This is a genomic window from Kitasatospora sp. HUAS MG31 (genome assembly GCF_040571325.1).
In the GTDB taxonomy this organism is placed as follows: domain Bacteria; phylum Actinomycetota; class Actinomycetes; order Streptomycetales; family Streptomycetaceae; genus Kitasatospora; species Kitasatospora camelliae.
Genome location: NZ_CP159872.1, coordinates 5930237 through 5946286, shown reverse-complemented (window position 1 = coordinate 5946286; position 16050 = coordinate 5930237). Strand labels below are relative to the sequence as shown.

Below are 16050 nucleotides of genomic sequence, written 5' to 3'. Positions count from 1 at the left end.
GGAACAGCCCTGAGGGGGTGCCCGGCGAACCGGGCACCCCCCGAGGACACCTGTCAGAAAGTCAGTTTCCAGCTGTCGATGTAGCCGGTGTCGGCGCTCGCCACGTCCTGGACCCGGAGCTTCCAGGTGCCGTTCGCGACCTCGTTGGAGGCGTTCACGGAGTACGTGGTGATGACGTTGTCGGCCGAGTCGCCCGAGCTGGAGTTCTTCAGCCGGTAGGTGCTGCCGTCCGGGGCGACCAGGTCGATCACCAGGTCCCCGCGCCAGGTGTGCTTGACGTCCACGCCGACCTGGAGGGTGGCGGGGGCGTTCCCGGTGACGCCGCTGACGGTGATCGGGGACTCCACGGCCGCGCCGCGGTCCGGGATGTTCACGTCGGCGGTGTTCTCGAAGACCTTGCCGGGCGGCGGGGCGGTCTCGGTGCCGAGGGTCCAGATCGCGTGCGCGATGGCGTCGCTCATCCGGTCCAGGGCGGTGTCGTTGATGTTCGCCGAGGTGTCGCAGGAGGAGTGGTAGCAGCGGTCGAAGGCCTGACCGGCCGTACCGCCCCACTTCGCCGCCTGAGCACTGGTCTTGGTGTAGTCGGCGCCGCTGAACAGGCCGCCGACCGGGATGCCCGCGTTCTTGAACGGCGCGTGGTCGGACCGGCCGTCGCCCTCGGTCTCGGGCTCGGTGGCCACGCCCAGGCCGGAGAAGTAGTCCTTGAACAGGTTGTCCAGCTTGGTGTCGTCGTCGTAGACGAAGTAGCCGGGGTTCGGCGAGCCGATCATGTCGAAGTTGAGGTACGCCTCGATGCTCGAACGGTCGGCGGCGGACAGGCTGTTGACGTAGTTCTTGGAGCCGACCATGCCGTACTCCTCGGCGCCCCACCAGCCGAACCGCAGGTGCTTGGTGGGCTGCAGGCCGGCCCGTGAGACGGCCAGCGCCACCTCCAGGATGCCGGCCGAGCCGGAGCCGTTGTCGTTGATGCCGGGGCCGCCGGTGACCGAGTCCAGGTGCGAGCCGGCCATGATCACGTGGGTGGCGTCGCCGCCCGGCCAGTCGGCGATCAGGTTGTAGCCGGTGGAGCCGTTGTAGCTGAAGGTCTTCAGCGAGGTGGTGAACCCGGCGGCGTCCAGCTTGGCCTTCACGTAGTCGATCGAGGCCTTGTAGCCGGCCCGGCCGTGCGCCCGGTTGCCGCCGTTGGCGGTGGCGATGGACTGCAGCTGGGCCAGGTGCGCCTTGACGTTGGCCACCGGGATGTCCGGGGCGGCGGTGGAGGCCGCAGGGGCGGCGGCAGGGGCGGGCTGGGCGCCGGCGGTGGCGGGCGCCACCAGGGCGGCGGCGGTGGCGACGGCTATCGCCGCGAGGAGCGGAGCGGATCGGCGCGCGCGGGATCGCCGCACGGCACGCCGAAGGGCATGCTCGGACAATGGAGGCTCCAGATTCTGGTGGGGCAGAACGGAACACGGAAGCGCCGCCCTTGGGGAGGGCGGCGTCGTCGGGAATTCATTGACGCGCTCATGATGATTGGCCTCGGGTCAACCATCCGTCAAGAGTTCTTTCCCGCCAGGGCCGTGAGCTGCGGGTCCCCTCGGCCAGCTGGCGCAGCGCCCGCCCCAGCCCCTCGCTGCCCAGCGCTGCCGGAGCCAGCCCGTCGGTGATCCGGCGCAGCTCGGTGATCGCCCCGCCGATCCCCTCCGAGGCCGCGGCCAGCACGGGAGCGGCCACCGAGCCGTCCGCGAGCGCGCTGCGGGCCGCGTCCACCTGGAGCCGCAGCCCCGAGAGGGCGGGGCACCGGCGTCGACCAGACCGATCAGCGTCGTCGGGACGCGGACGAACGGGGTGGAGCGGCGGTACAGGCTGCACGCCAGGCCCACCACGTCGGTCAGCACCCCGCCGCCGACGGCGACCACCGGCTCGCCGCGGCGGGAGACGCCGAAGCGGTCCATCGCGGCGACCACGTCGAACACCGACTCCATGGTCTTCAGCCGTTCGTGGGCGGGCAGCACGTGGATCCGGTGGTCGACGCCGCGGGCGCGGAGGTAGCCGCGGACGCGATCGCCGTACAGCTCGTGCACGGTGGACTCGACGAGGAGGAGGCGGCGGCCGGGGACGGGGGAGCCGGCCTCGGCGAGGGCGGGGTTGGCGGGGTCGAGCAGGCGGGGGGTGAAGCGGACCTCGTACTCGACGGGGAGGGCGGTGGCCACGGTCCAGGAGCTGACCGGCTCGCCGGTGGTGTGCAGGCCGTGGGTCGTGGTGGCGGTGGTGGTCCCGGTGGGGGCTCCTTCGGTCTCCGGCGGAACGCTTGTGCCTCCACCGTCCCGATCCCGGCGTCCCGGCCGCACGCCCCCCGGGACGGGGTGGTGCGCGGGACCGCCTGGGGGCAGGTCGCGGTGCGGCGTACGGTGGGTGGGGAGAGGTGGGTGTGCGATGTACTTCACCGACCGAATCGACGCCGGACGGCGACTCGCGGCGGAGGTGGCTCACCTGCGCGCCGCGGATCCGGTGGTGGTGGCGCTGCCGCGGGGCGGGGTCCCGGTGGCGGCGGAGGTGGCGCGGGCCCTGGGGGCGCCGCTGGACATCTGCGTGATCCGCAAGCTGGGGGTGCCGTACCAGCCGGAGCTGGGGATGGGGGCGATCGGCGAGGGCGGCACCCGGGTGATCAACGAGCAGATCTTCCGCAGCACCGGGGTGACCGAGAAGCAGCTGGCCGCCGTGGAGAAGCGCGAGCGGGCGGAGCTGGAGCGCCGGGCGACCCGGTACCGGCGGGGCCGGCCGGCGGTGGACCTGCGGGGGCGGACGGTGGTCGTGGTGGACGACGGGGTGGCGACCGGGTCGACCGCGCTGGCGGCGTGCCGGATCGTCCGGGAGCGCGGGGCGAGCCGGGTGGTGCTGGCGGTGCCGGTGGCGCCGGCGGACTGGGCGGCCCGGCTGGGCACGGAGGTGGACGAGCTGGTCTGCCCCCAGACGCCGTCGCGGTTCTGGGCGATCGGCGAGTTCTACGCGGACTTCTCGCAGACCGAGGACGCCGAGGTGGTCGCCCGCCTGGACGAGGCGGCGGCCCGGACCGAGCACCGGTCGGCCGCCTCGGCGCACCGGGAGCTGGCGCTGCAGGTCGGCCCGGTCCGGCTGACCGGCGATCTGACGGTCCCCCAGGACGCCACCGGGCTGGTGCTGTTCGCGCACGGCAGCGGCAGCAGCCGGCACAGCCCGCGCAACCGGTACGTGGCGGAGCGGCTGAACGCGGCGGGGCTGGCCACGCTGCTGTTCGACCTGCTGACCGAGGAGGAGGCGCCGGACCGGCGGAAGGTGTTCGACACCGGTCTGCTGGGCGGGCGGCTGGCCGAGGCGACCCGGCTGGTGCGCGAGGAGCCGGAGGGCAAGGGCGGACTGCCGCTGGGGTACTTCGGGGCCAGTACCGGCGCGGCGGCGGCGCTGTGGGCGGCCACCGAGCCGGGGACGGAGCCGGGCGCGATCGTCTCCCGGGGCGGGCGGCCGGACCTGGCGGGGCCGCGGCTGGCGGAGGTCGCCGCGCCGACGCTGCTGATCGTCGGCGGCGCGGACCCGGACGTGCTGGACCTCAACCGGGACGCCCGGTCCCGGCTGCGCTGCGAGAGCGGGCTGCAGATCGTCCCGGGCGCCACCCACCTGTTCGAGGAGCCGGGCGCCCTGGAGGCGGTCGCCGACCTGGCGGCGCTCTGGTTCACCCGCCACCTGGGCCAGGAGCCGCCCCGGACGTGACCCCGCCCCCCACCTCGGCGGCCGGCGGGACACCCCGCGCGGCGCATCCGCCCCGTGACTGGGCAATCTGAACAGTGGAACCGGCCGCCCGCTGCTCACCTTGTACACATTGATCAGTCGACGGCCGACCTGTTGCCCATCGATCCGAGCAGGAGCAAGCTCTGCGCAACCGACCTCGACGTGGAGGAAAGCACCGATGACCGCCAACGCCGTTGAACTCACCCCCGACGAGCTGGAGGCCGGCCTCGACGCCGAGCAGCTCCGCACCCTCGTGGGCCTGGTCGAGCACGACGCGTCGACCGACCCGTTCCCGGTCAACGCCCAGGACGCGGTGGTCTTCGTCGTCGGCAACGCCACCCAGACGGCGCAGTTCTACCAGGCCGTCTTCGGCATGGAGCTGGTCGCCTACTCCGGCCCGGAGACCGGCCGCCGGGACCGCAAGTCCTTCGTGCTGCGCTCCGGCTCCTGCCGCTTCGTGATCAAGGGCGGTGTGCTGCCGGACAGCCCGCTGCTCGACCACCACCGCCGCCACGGCGACGGCGTGGTCGACCTGGCGCTGGAGGTCCCGGACGTGGACCGGTGCATCGAGCACGCCCGCACCCAGGGCGCCACCGTGCTGGAGGAGCCGAACGACGTCTCCGACGAGCACGGCACCGTCCGCCGCGCCGCCATCGCCACCTACGGCGAGACCCGGCACACCCTGATCGACCGCTCCCGCTACCACGGCCCCTACCTGCCGGGCTACGTGGCCGCCGAGTCCAAGGTGGTCCGCCCCGAGGGTGCCCCGAAGCGCCTCTTCCAGGCGCTGGACCACGCGGTCGGCAACGTCGAGCTGGGCCGGATGGACGAGTGGGTCTCGTTCTACAACCGGGTCATGGGCTTCGTGAACATGGCCGAGTTCGTCGGCGACGACATCGCCACCGAGTACTCCGCCCTGATGTCCAAGGTCGTCGCCAGCGGCAACCACCGGGTGAAGTTCCCGCTCAACGAGCCGGCGATCGCCAAGAAGAAGTCGCAGATCGACGAGTACCTGGAGTTCTACACCGGCCCCGGCTGCCAGCACATGGCGCTGGCCACCAACGACATCCTCACCACGGTGGACATCCTGCGCGCCCGCGGCGTGGAGTTCCTCAACACCCCGGACTCGTACTACGACGACCCCGAGCTGCGCGAGCGCATCGGCAAGGTCCGGGTGCCGATCGAGGAGCTCAAGAAGCGCGGCATCCTGGTCGATCGTGATGAGGACGGCTACCTGCTGCAGATCTTCACCAAGCCGATCGGCGACCGCCCGACCGTGTTCTACGAGTTCATCGAGCGGCACGGTTCGCTGGGCTTCGGCAAGGGGAACTTCAAGGCGCTGTTCGAGGCCATCGAGCGCGAGCAGGACCGTCGCGGCAACCTCTGAGCCGGAAGGGACCGGGACACCATGGCGCACTACCGGCAGCTGGGCGACATCCCGCCCAAGCGGCACACCCAGCACCGCAACCCCGAAGGGGGGCTGTACTACGAGGAGTTGATGGGCGAGGAGGGCTTCTTCTCGGACTCCTCGCTGCTCTACCACCGGGGCATCCCGTCGGCGATCGTGGACGCCCGTCCGTGGGAGCTGCCGGACCTCACCACCACGCCCAACCTCCCGCTGATCCCCCGCCACCTGAAGCTGCACACCCTCTCCGAGGGCGAGGAGTGGAAGGACACCGACGTGGTCACCGGGCGCCGCCTGGTGCTCGGCAACGCGGACGTGCGCATCTCGTACGCCGTCGCCGGGGCCCCGAGCGAGCTGTACCGCAACGGGCTCGGCGACGAGTGCGTGTACGTGGAGTCCGGCGCGGCCACCGTCGAGACCGTGTTCGGTTCGCTGGTGGTCGGCCAGGGGGACTACGTGATCATCCCCCGGGCCACCACCCACCGCTGGGTGCCCTCCGGGGACGAGCCGCTGCGCGCCTACTGCATCGAGGCCAACAGCCACATCACCCCGCCCAAGCGGTACCTGTCGCGGTTCGGCCAGCTGCTGGAGCACGCGCCGTACTGCGAGCGGGACCTGCGCGGGCCGGTCGGGCCGCTGGTGGTGGACGGCACCGACGTGGACATCCTGGTCAAGCACCGCGGCCCGCAGGGCGTGGTGGGCACCCGGTACACCGTGCCGCACCACCCGTTCGACGTGGTCGGCTGGGACGGCTGCCTGTACCCGTACGCGTTCAACATCAGCGACTTCGAGCCGATCACCGGGCGGATCCACCAGCCGCCGCCGGTGCACCAGGTCTTCGAGGGCAACAACTTCGTGATCTGCAACTTCGTGCCCCGCAAGGTCGACTACCACCCGCTGTCGATCCCGGTGCCGTACTACCACTCCAACGTGGACAGCGACGAGGTCATGTTCTACTGCGGGGGCGACTACGAGGCCCGCAAGGGCTCCGGCATCGGCCAGGGCTCGATCTCGCTGCACCCCGGCGGGCACACCCACGGCCCGCAGCCGGGCGCGTACGAGCGCTCGATCGGCGCGGAGTTCTTCGACGAGCTGGCGGTGATGGTGGACACCTTCCGCCCGCTGGAGCTCGGCGAGGCCGCCACCGCCAGCGAGGACGCGAACTACGCCTGGTCCTGGTCCGGCGGGCGGGGACCGGCCCGATGACCGTCCCCGCCCTGTTCAAGGGCCTGTTCGACGACGCGGCCGTCTTCCCACCGGGAGACCTGCCGACGGCCGAGGCGGTGCCGGCCCACCGGGCCCACCGCGCCGCCTGGTACGCCACCGCGGTCGGCCCGTTCCTGATCGGAGCGGGCCGGCTGGGCGAACTCCGCGACCTGCCCGACGGGCCGCTGCCGGTCGGGCTGGTGCTGCCGGGTGGCAGCGCCCAGCTCGCCCCGGCGCTGAGCGCGGCCGAGGGCCTGGACGTGGTGACCGTCGAGCTCGCCGCCACCGACGTCCCGGGCGCCGTCGCGGCGCTCGACCGGCACCTCCCGCACGGGATGACCGCGGCGGTCGAACTGCCGCGCGGCGCCGGCCTCCAGGCGTCCCTGGACGCCCTGGCCGGCACCCCGTACCGGGCCAAGTACCGCACCGGCGGGCTGACCGCCGAGGCGTTCCCGGACACCGCGGAGCTGGCCGCCTTCCTGTCCGGCTGCGCCGAGCGCGGCGTGCCGTACAAGTGCACCGCCGGCCTGCACCACGCGGTCCGGCACACCGACCCGGTCACCGGGTTCGAGCACCACGGCTTCCTCAACGTGCTGCTGGCCTCGCTGGCCGGCGACCGCAAGGTGGCCGCCGACGTGCTGGAGGAGCGCTCCGGCACGGTGCTGGCCGGCGCCGTCGGCGAGCTGGCGGACCACCAGGTCGGCTACATCCGGCGGTTCTTCACCTCCTTCGGCACCTGCTCGATCGCCGAACCGCTCGCCGACCTGGCCGACCTCGGCCTGCTCACCCCACCGCTGGAGGACCGTTGACCTGGCTCGCCATCCCGCAGGACTCGCCGTTCGGCGTCCACAACCTGCCGTACGGCGTGTTCACCGCCCCCGACCAGCCCGGCCGGCGGCGGATCGGCGTCCGGATCGGCGAGTTCGTGCTGGACGCCGGTGCGGCCGCCCGCGCGGTGGGCACACCCTCCGTGCTGCTGGACGCCGACTCGCTCAACCCGCTGATGGCGGCCGGCCGGCCGACCTGGACGGCGGTCCGGGCCGCGCTCACCGAGTGGCTCACCGACGAGGCCCACCGCCCGGCCGTCGCCCCGCACCTGGTGGAGCTGGCCGCGGTCGAGCTGCACCTGCCCTTCGAGGTCGCCGACTACGTCGACTTCTACGCCTCCGAGCACCACGCCTCCAACCTGGGCCGGATCTTCCGCCCCGGCAGCGAGCCGCTCACCCCCAACTGGAAGCACCTGCCGATCGGCTACCACGGCCGGGCCGGCACGGTGGTGGTCTCCGGCACGCCGGTGGTCCGCCCGCACGGCCAGCGCAAGGCGCCGGCCGACCCGCTGCCCTCCTTCGGCCCGTCCCGCCGCCTGGACATCGAGGCCGAGATCGGCTTCGTGGTCGGCACCCCGACCGGGCTGGGCACCCGGGTGGGGCTGGACGGCTTCCGCGAGCACGTGTTCGGCGTGCTGCTGCTCAACGACTGGTCCGCGCGTGACATCCAGGCCTGGGAGTACGTGCCGCTCGGCCCGTTCCTCGGCAAGTCCTTCGCCACCTCCGTCTCCCCCTGGGTGGTCCCGCTGGACGCCCTGGAGCACGCCCGGGTCGTCCCGCCGGCCCGGGACGTCGAGCCGCTGCCCTACCTGGACGACCGGGACGGCGAGCCCTGGGGCCTGGACATCGCGATGGAGGTCTCGCTGAACGGCCAGCCGGTCTCCCGGCCGCCGTTCGCCACCATGTACTGGACCGCCGCCCAGCAGCTGGCGCACATGACCGTCAACGGCGCGAGCCTGCGCACCGGCGACCTGTACGCCTCCGGCACGGTCAGCGGCCCCGAGGTGGAGACCCGCGGCGCCCTGATCGAGCTCACGTGGAACGGCGAGAACCCGGTGAAGCTCGCGGACGGCACCACCAGGACCTTCCTGGAGAACGACGACGAGGTCACCATCACCGCCACCGCCCCGGGCCCCGACGGCACCCGGATCGGCTTCGGCGAGGTCACCGGCCGCATCGTCCCGTAGCGACAGGGCAACCTGAGGGGGCGTGTGGGGGGCACCTCCCCCGCGCCCCCTCCGGTGCACCCGTCAAGCCGAGGCGCACCGGCGCGCCCGTATCGTGTGCACCGGCACGACCCTGACGAACGGGAGAAGTCGGATGAGCGTTCAGACCCAGCGGGACGGCCGGGCCGGCCGGATCCTCCTCGACCGCCCGCGGGCCCTCAACTCGCTCACCCACGCGATGCTGCTGGACGTCCGCGCCGCCCTGGACGCGTGGGCCTGCGACGACGCGGTGGCCACCGTGGTCCTCACCGGCGCCGGCGACCGCGGGCTGTGCGCGGGCGCCGACATCCGGGCCATGCACGACGACGCCAAGCGGGGCGGGGCCGGCTACCGGGCCTTCTTCCGCGACGAGTACCGGCTCAACGAGCTGATCTCGCGCTACCCCAAGCCGTACGTCGCCGTGATGGACGGCATCACCATGGGCGGCGGCGTCGGCCTCTCCGCCCACGGGAGCGTGCGGGTGGTGACCGAGCGTTCGGCGGTGGCCATGCCGGAGACCCGGATCGGCCTGGTGCCGGACGTCGGCGGCAGCCACCTGCTCGCCCACGCCCCCGGCGAGCTGGGCACCCACCTGGCCCTCACCGCCGCCCCGATGACCGCCGGGGACGCCCTGGTCTGCGGCTTCGCCGACCACTACGTACCCTCCTCCGCGCTGCCCGCGCTCACCGCCGCCCTGGCCGAGCGCCCCGCCGCGGAGGTCCTGGCCGCCTTCGCCGAGCCGGCCCCGGCCTCCGACCTGGCCGCGGAGCGCGAGTGGATCGACGCCTGCTACGCGGCGGACACCGTGGAGGAGATCGTCGAACGGCTGCTCTCCTCCGGCGTCCCCGAGGCCAAGGAGGCGGCCGAGCAGATCGCCGCCAAGTCCCCGACCATGCTCAAGGTCACCCTGGCCGCCCTGCGCCGGGCCCGTACGGAGACCTCGCTGGCCCGCACCCTGGAGCAGGAGTACCGGGTCTCCTGCGCCGCCCTGGCCCACCACGACCTGGTGGAGGGCATCCGGGCCCAGGTGGTCGACAAGGACCGCGACCCCCGCTGGTCCCCCGCCACCCTCCCGGAGGTCACCGAGGCGGACGTGGAGCGCTTCTTCGCGCCCCCGGCCGACGGCGACCTGCGGCTGGGCTGACCTGGGGCTCGACCCCGTGGACCGGCCCGGGACGCGGGTGACCATCGTCTCGCCTGTCGAGACTGGCGCGAAGCCGGGTCGGTCCGAGATCGTAGGCACCGTCAGTGTGCCGCAGAGCAGGACAAGGGAGTCCACGACGATGACCGAGTACGAGACGATCCTGGTCGACCGCAAGGGCCGGGTCGGGCTGATCACCCTCAACCGCCCGAAGGCGCTCAACGCGCTGAACAACCGGCTCATGACCGAGGTCGTCGACGCCGCCAAGGCGTTCGACCGCGACCCGGAGATCGGCTGTCTCGTCATCACCGGCTCGGAGAAGGCGTTCGCCGCCGGCGCCGACATCAAGGAGATGCAGGACAACAGCTTCCCCGAGGTGTACCTGGACGACTGGCTGGGCCCGTGGGACGAGCTGGGCCGGCTGCGCAAGCCGGTGGTGGCGGCGGTGGCCGGCTACGCGCTGGGCGGCGGCTGCGAGCTCGCCATGCTCTGCGACATCCTGATCGCCGCGGACACCGCGAAGTTCGGCCAGCCGGAGATCAAGCTGGGCGTCATCCCCGGCATCGGCGGCTCCCAGCGGCTCACCCGGGCCGTCGGCAAGGCCAAGGCGATGGACCTGTGCCTGACCGGCCGGATGATGGACGCCGAGGAGGCCGAGCGGGCCGGCCTGGTCTCGCGGATCGTCCCGGCCGCCGACCTGCTGGCGGAGGCCATGGCCACCGCCGAGACGGTGGCGGCGATGTCGGCCCCGGCCTCGGTGATGATGAAGGAGAGCGTCAACCGCGCCTTCGAGACCACCCTCGCCGAGGGCGTCCGGTTCGAGCGCCGGCTCTTCCACGCGGCCTTCGCCACCGCGGACCAGAAGGAGGGCATGGCCGCCTTCGCCGAGAAGCGCCCGGCCGGGTTCACCCACCGCTGAGCACCGCGCCCGAGGGGCCGCCGGCCGCACCCGGTCGGCGGCCCCTCGGCGTCCCCTCGGCCCTCGGCGTCAACGGGCCGGGCCGCCTCAGGGTTCGGCGGTCGGACGGGGTTCGCCCGCCGGCTGCCGCGGCTCGGGGACCTGGTTCTCCTGCTCCTGGACGTCCTGCTCCTGGAGATCCTCCGGGACGCCGGCCGGGGAGCTGAGCCGGGCCAGCCCCGCCCGGGTGGCCGCCACCACCACCCGGTCCCCGGCCACCAGGCGGCGGGCCCGGTCGGCGTAGTTCCACTGGTGGTCCTCGGGCCGCCGGGCCAGCCGGACCGCGATCACCCGCACCCCGCCCGGCGCCTCCACCTCGTGCAGGCTCCGCCCCAGCAGCCCGGACCCCTCGTCCGCGGCCAGCTCGGCGATCAGCAGGACGTGCCGGTAGACGGACAGCGTCCCCAGCACCTCCCGGCCCATCAGCGCCGCCGCGAACCCGGGCGCGGAGAGGTACGACACCGACCGCGAGGCCACGTTGCCCAGGGTGGCGTACACGTGGTGGGCGAAGTCGTCGTCGAACAGCCGCACCACGATGCGGACCTCGGGCCGTACCGCGCGGGCCTCCAAGGCCGCCTCCAGGTTGGCGGCGTCGTCGCTGGTGACCGCCACCACCGCCCGGCTGTGCCGGACCCGGGCCAGCCGCAGCTGGCTCGCCAGCGGGGCGTCGCCGACCAGGACGGGCAGGCCGAGCGCGCGGGCCGCCGCGATGCCGCGGGCCTGCGGATCGCGCTCGATGCAGACCACCGGCACCCCGGTCTCGTGGACCAGCGCGGCCACCCGGGAGCCCACGTTCCCGAGGCCGACCACCACCACGTGGTCCCGGGTCCGGGCGCCCGGGCCGCGCGGCAGCCCGCGCCGGCCGGTGGCGAGCAGGTCCACCACGATGGCGGTCGCCACCGGGACGAAGGTGATGCCGCAGAAGGTGATCAGTACCTGGGCGGCCCGGGTCAGCGCGTCGCCCGGGGTGTCCTGGCCGGGCAGGTCGGGCTGGGCCGCGCCGGCCACGTCCAGCAGGGTCAGGTACAGCGTCCAGCCGATGCTGCCGTTGGACCGCCAGATCACCGCGGCGCCCAGCAGCACGGCCACCAGCGCCGTGGCCAGCACCAGCCGCAGCCGGGCGCTGGTGAAGTACCGCAGGGTGTCCTGCAGCCACCAGCGCAGGCGCTTGTGCAGCGGGATGGGCAGCGGGGGCTCGCTGGTGAGGGCCTGCAGGGCGGCCACCCCGCCGCGGTCCTCGGCCGGGGGCTCGGGGCCGCGGCCGAGCTCGATCGGGCCGTCCGAGCCGAACCGGCGGGCCAGCGCGATGAACTCGGCGGCCCGCCCGCCGGTGTCCGGGAGCAGCCGGAGCCGGGTGAGGTCCTGCCGGTCGATCCGGTCGGCGACCAGGCAGACCTGGTTGTCGCGGATGTCCCCGTCGTACGCCACGTACAGGTAGCGGTCGCCGACCCTGACCGACTGCGGCCGGCCGAGGGCGCCGTTGGCGAAGGCCGGGGCGGCCGTGGCGGAGCCGGAGAGGGCGGCGCAGTTGGGCAGCAGCTGCTCGATGTGCTCGCCGAGCCGCTGGTTGAAGATCCGCAGCGCGATCCGGACGCCGGGGTGGAGCCCCTGGGCGGCGAGCGCGGCGTGGATGTTCTCGTGGTCGGTGCCGTCCATCAGGGCGATCCCGCGCGCGGTGCCGATCCCGGCGGCGCGCAGCGCCTCCTCGGTGACCGCGGCCGACTCCACCACCGTCACCCCGGGCAGCCGGTCGATCCGCGGCGCGTGGTCCCGGCCGCGGTCCGGCACCACGGCGACCACGGCGACCTCGTACTGCTCGACGAGCTCCTGGATCAGCCGGTGGGCGACCGAGTTGCCCCCGCAGACGATGTAGTGGCCGCCCGGCGGCCCGGCCCCGGGGTTCCCCCGCCCCTCCTGCGTCATGGGATCGGATTCTATGCGCACCACCCGCCCCGCAGGCGGACAGCAGGTGACTGACGTGTGATCAGTTCGCCTTGGCGCGGCCGGGTTGCGCGTGGTCCAGCAGCGGGCGGTAGTGGGCCACGGTGGGCGGGTGCTCCAGGTAGTTGAGCTCGCCCTCGGCCCACACCGGCCGGATCCGCCACATCGGCCCGGCGTAACGGCGCAGCGCGTCCTCGTCCACCCAGCGGGTGATCAGCAGCACCCGGTGGTCCTCCTCGGAGACGGCCCCCAGCATCTCGACGCCGAGGAAGCCCTCGCAGTCGGCGAACTCCTTCTGCACGCTGGCGGCGAGGTAGGCACAGAACTCCTCGGCCCGTCGGGGCGCGACGTGCGCCTCCCAGATGCGGACGATCATGGCGGCCTCCTCGTCCAGGGCACCCCTCCATTATCCGTTGGCGGATCCGTTCGCGGGGGCGCCCCGAGCCGTTCGGACCGCCGCCGATTGCCGACCGCCGGGTAGCGGCGAACAGTGGAGAGGTCCGGCCACCCCCTTCGAGAGAGGAGTCTCGTGCCATGGCGGTCTGCGTGGTGTGCAAGAACGACTACTGGCTGTCCTTCGAGATCAGGACGATCACCGGGGACACCTACACCTTCGACAGCTTCGAGTGCGCGATGGAGAAGCTGGCCCCGCGCTGCGAGCAGTGCCAGGTCAGGATCGTCGGACACGGGGTGGAGGTCGCGGGCAGCTTCTTCTGCTGTGCCAACTGCGCCCGGGCCAACAGCGAGCTCGGCGCCCAGATCCGGGACGCGGTGGGCGCCCACCCGTCCTGAGGCCGCGGGCCCTGAGGCCGCGGCCCCGGTACGGGCGGGTGCCCGGGCCGGGGGTCACACGCGTGCGTGCGAGCCGATGTCGGCGGTGAACTCCTCGATCATCGCGGGGGTCACCGTCGGACGGCACTGGGCGATCGCGGCGAGGTAGTCCTCCGTGGTCGCCCCCGCCGTGTCCGGGGCCGGACGGCCGGCGCCGCCCCGGCGGGCGCCGGCGAGGTCCCGGGCGGCGTCGGCGAGGTCCCGGGCGGCGTCGGCGAGGTCCCGTTCGAAGGCCGTCTGGGCGGCGATCCGGGCGGCGTGCTCGATGTCGGCGGGGGTGAACAGCTCGCTGGCGGCGACCAGTGCCGCGAGGTCCACGTCGTGCCGGCCGGCGGCGTACCGGGACCAGATGGCGGTCCGGGCGGCCGGGTCCGGGGTGCCGATCGGGATCAGGTAGTCGAACCGGCCGGGGCGCAGGAAGGCCGGGTCCAGCGAACGGATCGAGTTGGTCGCGCAGACCAGCAGCCGCTCCTCGCCCTCCCGGAAGCCCGGGATCAGCTTGAGCAGCTCGTTGGTCACCCCGTGCAGGCCGCCGAGCACGCCCTCGGTACGGGTCGGGGCGATCTCCTCCACCTCGTCGATGAAGACCAGCACCCGCTCCAGCCGGGCGATCCGGGTGAACGCGGTGCGCAGTGCGGCCGCCAGGTTGCCCTCGTCGGCGAGCCGGGAGGGCAGCAGCTCCACGAACGGCCAGCCGAGCCGGGAGGCCACCGCCCGGGCGAAGGTGGTCTTGCCGGTGCCGGGCGGACCGAACAGGGCGATGGCGCGCGGCGGGCGGACCCCGTGCCGGGCGGCCCGCTCCGGTTCGGCCAGCGGCAGCACCACCCGGCGCTCGATCAGGGACTTCTCCGCCTCCATCCCGGCCACCTTCTCCCAGAGGTCGCCGGGCGGCAGCCGGCCGCCGAGCTCCTCCAGCAGGTTGGCGCCGGGGCCGGCCACCGGCTCGGTCTTCTCGAAGTAGGCCACCGCCGGGCGGCGGGCGTACCCGGCGTTGCGCAGGCCCTCGCCGAGCAGCTCCTCCTCGGGCAGCACGTACGCGATCCGGCGTACCCGCTCGGCGACCAGCCGGCGTTCCAGCTCCCGCAGCAGGGCACTCGCCAGGCCCTGGCCGCGCCAGGCGGGGGCGATGGCGATCCGCATCACCCAGGCGCGGTCCCCGGCCAGGTGGGCCAGGGCGGCGCCGATCGGGGCGCCCTGGCTGACCGCGACCACGGCGGGCTGCCGGGAGGTCAGCGCGGTGATGCACTCGGCGAGCGAGAACACCGACTCCTGGCCCAGTTCGGCCGTGCTGTCGATCAGGTGGACGACGGCGGCGAGGTCCTCCTCGCGGTAGTCGTGGATCAGCCACTTGGTGGTGAACTCGGGCATGGGACCTGGCCGCCTCTCCTCGCGCTGGTCCCGGAACGGTAGGGCGCGGGCCGGGCGGCGGGCGCCTGCCGGAACGGACAACGGCGGCCGCCCGAACCGGACGATCCGCCCCTGGCGCGGGCGCCGACGGCCGGTCGGCCGGCCCGTGGTGACGGCAGGTGAGCGGCGGGGTCAGTAGGTGAAGCGCAGCGAGCGGACCCGGTTGTCGAAGCTGGACGGGACCGGCTCCGGCTCGCCGACCGTGCGGATCCCGGGCAGCCGGGTGAGCAGCTCGTGGAGAAGCACCTTCATCTCCTGGCGGGCCAGGTACGCGCCCAGGCAGAAGTGCGGCCCGCCGCCGCCGAAGCCGAGGTGCGGGTTGGGTGAGCGGGTGATGTCGAAGGCGTCCGGGTCGGCGAAGACGGCCTCGTCACGGTTGGCCGAGCCGAAGAACAGCACCACCTTGTCGCCGGCGGCGAGCCGGGTGCCGTCCAGGTCGTGGTCGGTGGCCAGGGTGCGGCGGAACTGGATGATCGGCGTGGCGTGGCGGACGATCTCCTCCACCGCGCCGCCGAGGCGCCCGTCCAGGTCCGCGGTGAGCAGCGCGCGCTGCTCGGGGTGGACGGTGAGCAGGTGCAGTCCGTGGGCCAGCGCGTTGCGGGTGGTCTCCACGCCGGCGACCAGGAGCAGCGAGAAGAAGGCGCCCAGCTCCCGGGAGTTGAGGTGCCGGCCGTCCACGTCGGCGGTGACCAGGGCGGAGATCAGGTCCTCGGTGGGCCGGCGGCGGCGCTCCCGGCCGAGCGCGGCGATCACCGCCTGCATCCGGGCGAGGGCGCGCAGGCCGCGGCCCGGCACCCGGATCCGGCCGCGGGCCACCCCCGTGTTCTCCGAGGCGTGGTTGACCAGCTCCAGGATCCGCCGCCGCTGCCGCTCGGGGATGCCCATCATGTTGCAGATGACCCGGTACGGGAGTTCGGCGGCGACGGCCGTCACGAAGTCCGCGGGACGGCCGGCCTCCACCTCGTCCACGATCCGGGCGGCGACCGCGCGGATGTCCTCCTCCACCCGGGAGATCAGCCGCGGGGTGAAGGCCCGGGAGACGATCCGGCGGAGGTCGGCGTGCCGGGGGTCGTCCAGGTTGACCATGGAGTCACCGAAGACCGTCCGGACCCAGCGGGCGGGCTCGGGGGTGGTGACCCCCGGGCCGCTCAGGAACACGGCCGGGTTGCGGCTGGCCTCCACCACGTGGGCGTGGCGCACCAGGGCGTGGAACGGCCGGCCGGAGGCGCGGTCGGTGAAGCGGACCGGCGCCTCCAGCCGGCGCAGTGCGGCGAACGCCTCCGCCCGGGCGGAGGCCGGGAGCCTCCAGAACTCCGGGTCACCGAGGTCGGGGACGGTCTGGGCGGTGGTGCCGGCCGGTGCACTCATGAGGGCATTTATGCGGTACC

At 73.8% G+C, this 16050-nt stretch carries 14 protein-coding genes; 8 read left to right on the top strand and 6 right to left on the bottom strand.

What is annotated here, in order from left to right; translation table 11 throughout:
• Positions 1–53: 53 nt before the first annotated feature.
• Entirely contained in the window at positions 54–1385 is a 1332-nt protein-coding gene (locus tag ABWK59_RS26500) for a M28 family metallopeptidase (RefSeq protein ID WP_420492855.1), read from the bottom strand.
• 135 nt (positions 1386–1520) lie between these two features.
• Positions 1521–2189 carry an iron-containing alcohol dehydrogenase gene (locus ABWK59_RS26495; RefSeq protein ID WP_354643132.1) on the bottom strand — a complete coding sequence of 223 codons (669 nt, stop codon included), beginning with the start codon at positions 2187–2189 and terminating at the stop codon, positions 1521–1523.
• A 223-nt stretch (positions 2190–2412) separates the two neighbouring features.
• Here ABWK59_RS26495 and ABWK59_RS26490 point away from each other — a divergent pair, with 223 nt between their 5' ends.
• The 7 genes from ABWK59_RS26490 (at position 2413) to ABWK59_RS26460 (ending at position 10444) form a co-directional block, all read left to right on the top strand.
• Positions 2413–3723, top strand: coding sequence for a phosphoribosyltransferase (locus ABWK59_RS26490; RefSeq protein ID WP_354643131.1), 1311 nt, complete (start codon positions 2413–2415; stop codon positions 3721–3723).
• Positions 3724–3919: 196 nt separating this feature from the next.
• Positions 3920–5128, top strand: coding sequence for a 4-hydroxyphenylpyruvate dioxygenase (gene hppD, locus ABWK59_RS26485; RefSeq protein ID WP_354643130.1), 1209 nt, complete (start codon positions 3920–3922; stop codon positions 5126–5128).
• A 21-nt stretch (positions 5129–5149) separates the two neighbouring features.
• A complete protein-coding gene (locus tag ABWK59_RS26480) occupies positions 5150–6352 on the top strand; it encodes a homogentisate 1,2-dioxygenase (RefSeq protein WP_354643129.1) in 1203 nt (400 codons plus the stop codon).
• Positions 6349–7161: a hypothetical protein gene (locus ABWK59_RS26475; RefSeq protein ID WP_354643128.1), complete on the top strand. Its 813-nt coding sequence runs from the start codon at positions 6349–6351 to the stop codon at positions 7159–7161. The genes ABWK59_RS26480 and ABWK59_RS26475 overlap by 4 nt, the downstream gene beginning before the upstream one ends.
• Positions 7158–8366 (top strand): fumarylacetoacetase, encoded by a 1209-nt coding sequence (fahA, locus tag ABWK59_RS26470; protein WP_354643127.1) that lies wholly within the window; start codon positions 7158–7160, stop codon positions 8364–8366. Before ABWK59_RS26475 ends, fahA begins: the two co-directional genes overlap by 4 nt.
• Positions 8367–8499: 133 nt before the next feature.
• Positions 8500–9528 carry an enoyl-CoA hydratase/isomerase family protein gene (locus ABWK59_RS26465; RefSeq protein WP_354643126.1) on the top strand — a complete coding sequence of 343 codons (1029 nt, stop codon included), beginning with the start codon at positions 8500–8502 and terminating at the stop codon, positions 9526–9528.
• A 139-nt stretch (positions 9529–9667) separates the two neighbouring features.
• Positions 9668–10444 (top strand): enoyl-CoA hydratase, encoded by a 777-nt coding sequence (locus ABWK59_RS26460; protein WP_354643125.1) that lies wholly within the window; start codon positions 9668–9670, stop codon positions 10442–10444.
• Positions 10445–10531: 87 nt separating this feature from the next.
• Here ABWK59_RS26460 and ABWK59_RS26455 read toward each other — a convergent pair whose 3' ends face one another.
• Together ABWK59_RS26455 and ABWK59_RS26450 are read right to left on the bottom strand one after the other, a co-directional pair.
• The gene (locus tag ABWK59_RS26455) at positions 10532–12406 is read right to left on the bottom strand and encodes an NAD-binding protein (RefSeq protein WP_354643124.1); all 1875 of its coding nucleotides are present in this window, start codon (positions 12404–12406) and stop codon (positions 10532–10534) included.
• A gap of 61 nt (positions 12407–12467) precedes the next feature.
• Positions 12468–12800 (bottom strand): antibiotic biosynthesis monooxygenase family protein, encoded by a 333-nt coding sequence (locus ABWK59_RS26450; protein ID WP_354643123.1) that lies wholly within the window; start codon positions 12798–12800, stop codon positions 12468–12470.
• A gap of 158 nt (positions 12801–12958) precedes the next feature.
• On the opposite strand from ABWK59_RS26450, the gene ABWK59_RS26445 reads away from it, so the two are divergent.
• The gene (locus tag ABWK59_RS26445) at positions 12959–13216 is read left to right on the top strand and encodes a Prokaryotic metallothionein (protein WP_354643122.1); all 258 of its coding nucleotides are present in this window, start codon (positions 12959–12961) and stop codon (positions 13214–13216) included.
• 54 nt (positions 13217–13270) lie between these two features.
• Here the strand turns inward: ABWK59_RS26445 and ABWK59_RS26440 are convergent, their stop codons facing one another.
• A complete protein-coding gene (locus ABWK59_RS26440) occupies positions 13271–14623 on the bottom strand; it encodes a bifunctional GNAT family N-acetyltransferase/ATP-binding protein (RefSeq protein WP_354643121.1) in 1353 nt (450 codons plus the stop codon).
• 171 nt (positions 14624–14794) lie between these two features.
• Positions 14795–16030, bottom strand: coding sequence for a cytochrome P450 (locus ABWK59_RS26435; protein WP_354643120.1), 1236 nt, complete (start codon positions 16028–16030; stop codon positions 14795–14797).
• Positions 16031–16050 lie beyond the last annotated feature (20 nt).

Bases quoted from the DNA above. Each gene is read 5' to 3' on its own strand.
- ABWK59_RS26440 (WP_354643121.1), bottom strand. From the start codon at position 14,623: ATGCCCGAGTTCACCACCAAGTGGCTGATCCACGACTACCGCGAGGAG.
- ABWK59_RS26490 (WP_354643131.1), top strand. From the start codon at position 2,413: ATGTACTTCACCGACCGAATCGACGCCGGACGGCGACTCGCGGCGGAG.
- ABWK59_RS26475 (WP_354643128.1), top strand. From the start codon at position 6,349: ATGACCGTCCCCGCCCTGTTCAAGGGCCTGTTCGACGACGCGGCCGTC.
- ABWK59_RS26460 (WP_354643125.1), top strand. From the start codon at position 9,668: ATGACCGAGTACGAGACGATCCTGGTCGACCGCAAGGGCCGGGTCGGG.
- ABWK59_RS26445 (WP_354643122.1), top strand. From the start codon at position 12,959: ATGGCGGTCTGCGTGGTGTGCAAGAACGACTACTGGCTGTCCTTCGAG.
- ABWK59_RS26450 (WP_354643123.1), bottom strand. From the start codon at position 12,800: ATGATCGTCCGCATCTGGGAGGCGCACGTCGCGCCCCGACGGGCCGAG.
- hppD (WP_354643130.1), top strand. From the start codon at position 3,920: ATGACCGCCAACGCCGTTGAACTCACCCCCGACGAGCTGGAGGCCGGC.
- ABWK59_RS26455 (WP_354643124.1), bottom strand. From the start codon at position 12,406: ATGACGCAGGAGGGGCGGGGGAACCCCGGGGCCGGGCCGCCGGGCGGC.
- ABWK59_RS26465 (WP_354643126.1), top strand. From the start codon at position 8,500: ATGAGCGTTCAGACCCAGCGGGACGGCCGGGCCGGCCGGATCCTCCTC.
- ABWK59_RS26435 (WP_354643120.1), bottom strand. From the start codon at position 16,030: ATGAGTGCACCGGCCGGCACCACCGCCCAGACCGTCCCCGACCTCGGT.
- ABWK59_RS26480 (WP_354643129.1), top strand. From the start codon at position 5,150: ATGGCGCACTACCGGCAGCTGGGCGACATCCCGCCCAAGCGGCACACC.